Source organism: Ilyobacter sp., assembly GCF_041583315.1.
Taxonomy (GTDB): domain Bacteria; phylum Fusobacteriota; class Fusobacteriia; order Fusobacteriales; family Fusobacteriaceae; genus Ilyobacter.
Window position 1 is genome coordinate 1 of the sequence record NZ_JBFHGC010000361.1, and the last position, 3023, is coordinate 3023.

The following is a 3023-nucleotide window of genomic DNA, read 5'->3' on the forward strand; positions in this document are numbered from 1 at the left end:
AATGATAGAGGGAAGAATAGCAGGTATCGCAGCTGCCCATTCTTTGGGCTACATAGAAAAAGAGGAGTTAGTAAAAGAAGCTGAAGAATTAGAAGCCTCTCTCATTAGCCTTCGTCAGGGAATGTTTGCTCCTGAAAATCGTGGAAAAGAACTTCATAAAACTGATGAAGGGTTTGACGTTTCCAAAAATCTCTTGAGAAAGGGATACTTAACAGACGATGAAGTTACAAAATATCCCGGTGTAAAGTCAGTGAGAGGTGTGCATCCTATTATAGAATGCTCTCAGAATATTCCGTGTAACCCTTGTCAGGATGCCTGTCCTAAAGGGTGCATTAAAATAGGAACTGACATCACAGCCTTGCCTGCCTTTGATGAATCGACGGATTGTACAGGTTGTGGACTGTGCGTAGTCTCATGCTCAGGTCAGTCGATATTTCTTGTAGATGAGGACAGAGAGGAAGGGTATACACATATAACAATGCCTTATGAGTTTTTACCGATTCCTGAAAAGGGAGATAAGGGTAAAGCACTGAATCGTAGCGGAAAAATAATTTGTGATGCTGAAGTCGTCGGTGTGAGAACATCAAAGAGCTTTGATCAAACGAGCCTTTTGACCATAAAGGTGGCAGATGATATGGGGATGAAAGCCCGTTTCTTCAAGAACCTGCAGGAGGTAAAATAATATGAATAAAATAAATGATCGTTCAAAAGATATAGGGAAATTTATTCCTCAGGCTGATGATAATACGATAATCTGCAGATGTGAGGAAGTGACAAAGGGGGAAATTCGTCAGGCAATACATGCTGGGATGTATACACTTCAAGAGGTACGTAAATATTTGAGGACTGGAATGGGCTTGTGCCAGGGGCAGACCTGCGGAAAGTTGGTCAAAAGGATCATTTCCCAAGAGTTGGGGATTTCTCCTTTGGAACTAGAATCGGCTGTATCAAGAGCTCCAATGAGACCCATTGAAATGAAAGTTCTCGGGAACGAGAGGAAGGGGTGAGAAGATGACAAATAAAGCAGATGTAATAATAATCGGGAGTGGAGTTATAGGAAATGCCACGGCATACAATCTCGCAAAGGCTGGGAAATCCGTTATTGTACTTGAGAAAAATGAAAGCATCGGTGACGGGGGTTCTACACGTAACGGCGGAGGTGTGAGACAGTCTGGCCGACATTCTGCTGAGCTGCCACTGGCGATGTACGGTGTAAAAAATCTTTGGCCGAACCTTTCTGAGGAATTGGGAGTTGAAGTTGAGTATTATCAAGAGGGGAATCTTCGTTTGGGAAAGACAGAAGAGCATCTCAAAGTACTGCAGGGGATAGTGGACAGAAGTACAGCCTTGGGATTGGACCTTAAGATGGTAGACGGGGACGAAGCCAGAGAGATCTGTCCTTATCTTTCTGATGAGGTTATAGGGGCAAGCTGGTGTCCAACAGATGGTCACGCCAACCCTATGCTGGTAACTTTGGGATATTATAAAAAAGCCCGTGAACTTGGTGCTCGTTTTATCACAGGGGAAGAAGTTGTAGAAATAAAGAAGATCAAAGGGACAGCCCGTCAGGTAGTGACAAAAGAAAACATTTATGAAGGGGATAAGATAATCCTTGCAGCAGGGTATGAAAGTCGTAGAATTGCTGAAACGGTAGGTATAGATGTACCTATGAATCCTATTTTACTGGAGGTACTGGTTACAGAAGCACAGTCTCCTATGTTTTATCAGATGCTTGGGACTGCAGAAGCGGATTTTTACGGACATCAGAGTACACACGGATCCTTTGTTTTCGGTGGAACTTCAGGACATGAAGCCTTTAACAAAGACGGCGGAATCCAGGCTACTAACAGTAAAACTGCATCGGCAGTTTGCAGGGGGATTATGAAATATTTTCCTGATCTAGGTGATCTTAAGATCATCCGTACATGGGCCGGTACTATTGATTATTGTATGGATGGTATACCTGTAATCAGTCATGTGGAGGAAGTCCCGGGACTTATTGTTGCCTGTGCCTTCTCCGGACACGGATTCGGGATAGCACCGACGGTAGGAATGCTGCTAAGTGAAATGGCCATGGATAAGGACACAACACTGGATATAACTCCGTTTAGATACGATAGATTTAAAGCTAAGATATAGGGGTTTAAAATTATAAATTTGGAGGCAAAATATATGGAAATGACTAGAGCGAATTATTCTTCAGGTGCGCCTTTAGAAGAAAAAGTAGGATATTCGAGAATGGTAACAGTTGGACCCTTTATATATTTGGGAGGGACAACTTCTGTAAAACCTGACGGAACAGTACACGGTGAAGATGATCCCTATGAACAGGCAAAATTTATTTTTGATAAATTATTAAAAATTATGGAAGAAGCAGGTGCAACAGCTGAAAATGTCGTAAAAGTAAAGGCCTATGTTACAGATATGAGTTATGCCCCTGAAGTCGGGAGAGCTTATTCTGAATACTTTTTAAATGTAAAGCCTCTTTTTACTATGGTCGGGACAACTATGCTTAACAGACCAACTCAGTTAGTTGAGATTGAAATGGATGGTATGAAATATTAAACATAATAAATGTAGGGTAATTATTCAAATAGAAAGACCGGGCCTGATTAGGCCTGGTTTTTTTGCTAGAGAAATATAGCAAGAACCTAAAAAGAGTGAATGTTAGTTATATTTACACATGCTATTATTTTGTATATTCTGAAGATAAAAAATTATGTTGGGAAATATCCCTGCAGGGATGTCTTTTAATAATATCGATAAAATTATGATACAATAAGAGTATAGGATTAGAAATATTTTGATATTAGATTCTTACAGGATTGGAAAAGGGGAAAGTATGGCCATAAAATTAAGTGAATTATATAAGTCTACCAGCAGAAAAAATATGAAATTAATCGCCGGGAAAAATGGTATCAATAATATTGTCAGTTGGGCACATATGATTGAAAGTATAGAAACAACAATTTTCTTGGATGGTCAGGAGTTGGCTTTTATAACTGGTATTGCTCTTGAAAAAG

The 3023-nt window shown here is 40.3% G+C and carries 4 protein-coding genes and 1 pseudogene; all 5 read left to right on the top strand.

The window, feature by feature from the left end; all coding sequences use genetic code 11:
• Positions 1-682 (top strand): annotated as a pseudogene (locus ABZA26_RS11370) (pyridine nucleotide-disulfide oxidoreductase); the annotation flags it as partial.
• A 1-nt stretch (position 683) separates the two neighbouring features.
• Positions 684-1007, top strand: coding sequence for a (2Fe-2S)-binding protein (locus ABZA26_RS11375; protein WP_372714642.1), 324 nt, complete (start codon positions 684-686; stop codon positions 1005-1007).
• Between the two features lie 4 nt (positions 1008-1011).
• Positions 1012-2139, top strand: a complete 1128-nt coding sequence (locus tag ABZA26_RS11380; RefSeq protein ID WP_372714643.1) for an NAD(P)/FAD-dependent oxidoreductase — start codon at positions 1012-1014, stop codon at positions 2137-2139.
• Positions 2140-2172: 33 nt separating this feature from the next.
• The gene (locus tag ABZA26_RS11385; protein WP_372714644.1) at positions 2173-2565 is read left to right on the top strand and encodes a Rid family hydrolase; all 393 of its coding nucleotides are present in this window, start codon (positions 2173-2175) and stop codon (positions 2563-2565) included.
• 277 nt (positions 2566-2842) lie between these two features.
• A partial coding sequence (locus ABZA26_RS11390) for a PucR family transcriptional regulator ligand-binding domain-containing protein (protein ID WP_372714645.1) occupies positions 2843-3023 on the top strand: 181 nt, incomplete at its 3' end.

What these genes read in the sequence shown, in the direction of transcription:
- ABZA26_RS11375 (WP_372714642.1), top strand. Translation starts at nt 684, where the DNA reads ATGAATAAAATAAATGATCGTTCAAAAGATATAGGGAAATTTATTCCT.
- ABZA26_RS11380 (WP_372714643.1), top strand. Translation starts at nt 1,012, where the DNA reads ATGACAAATAAAGCAGATGTAATAATAATCGGGAGTGGAGTTATAGGA.
- ABZA26_RS11385 (WP_372714644.1), top strand. Translation starts at nt 2,173, where the DNA reads ATGGAAATGACTAGAGCGAATTATTCTTCAGGTGCGCCTTTAGAAGAA.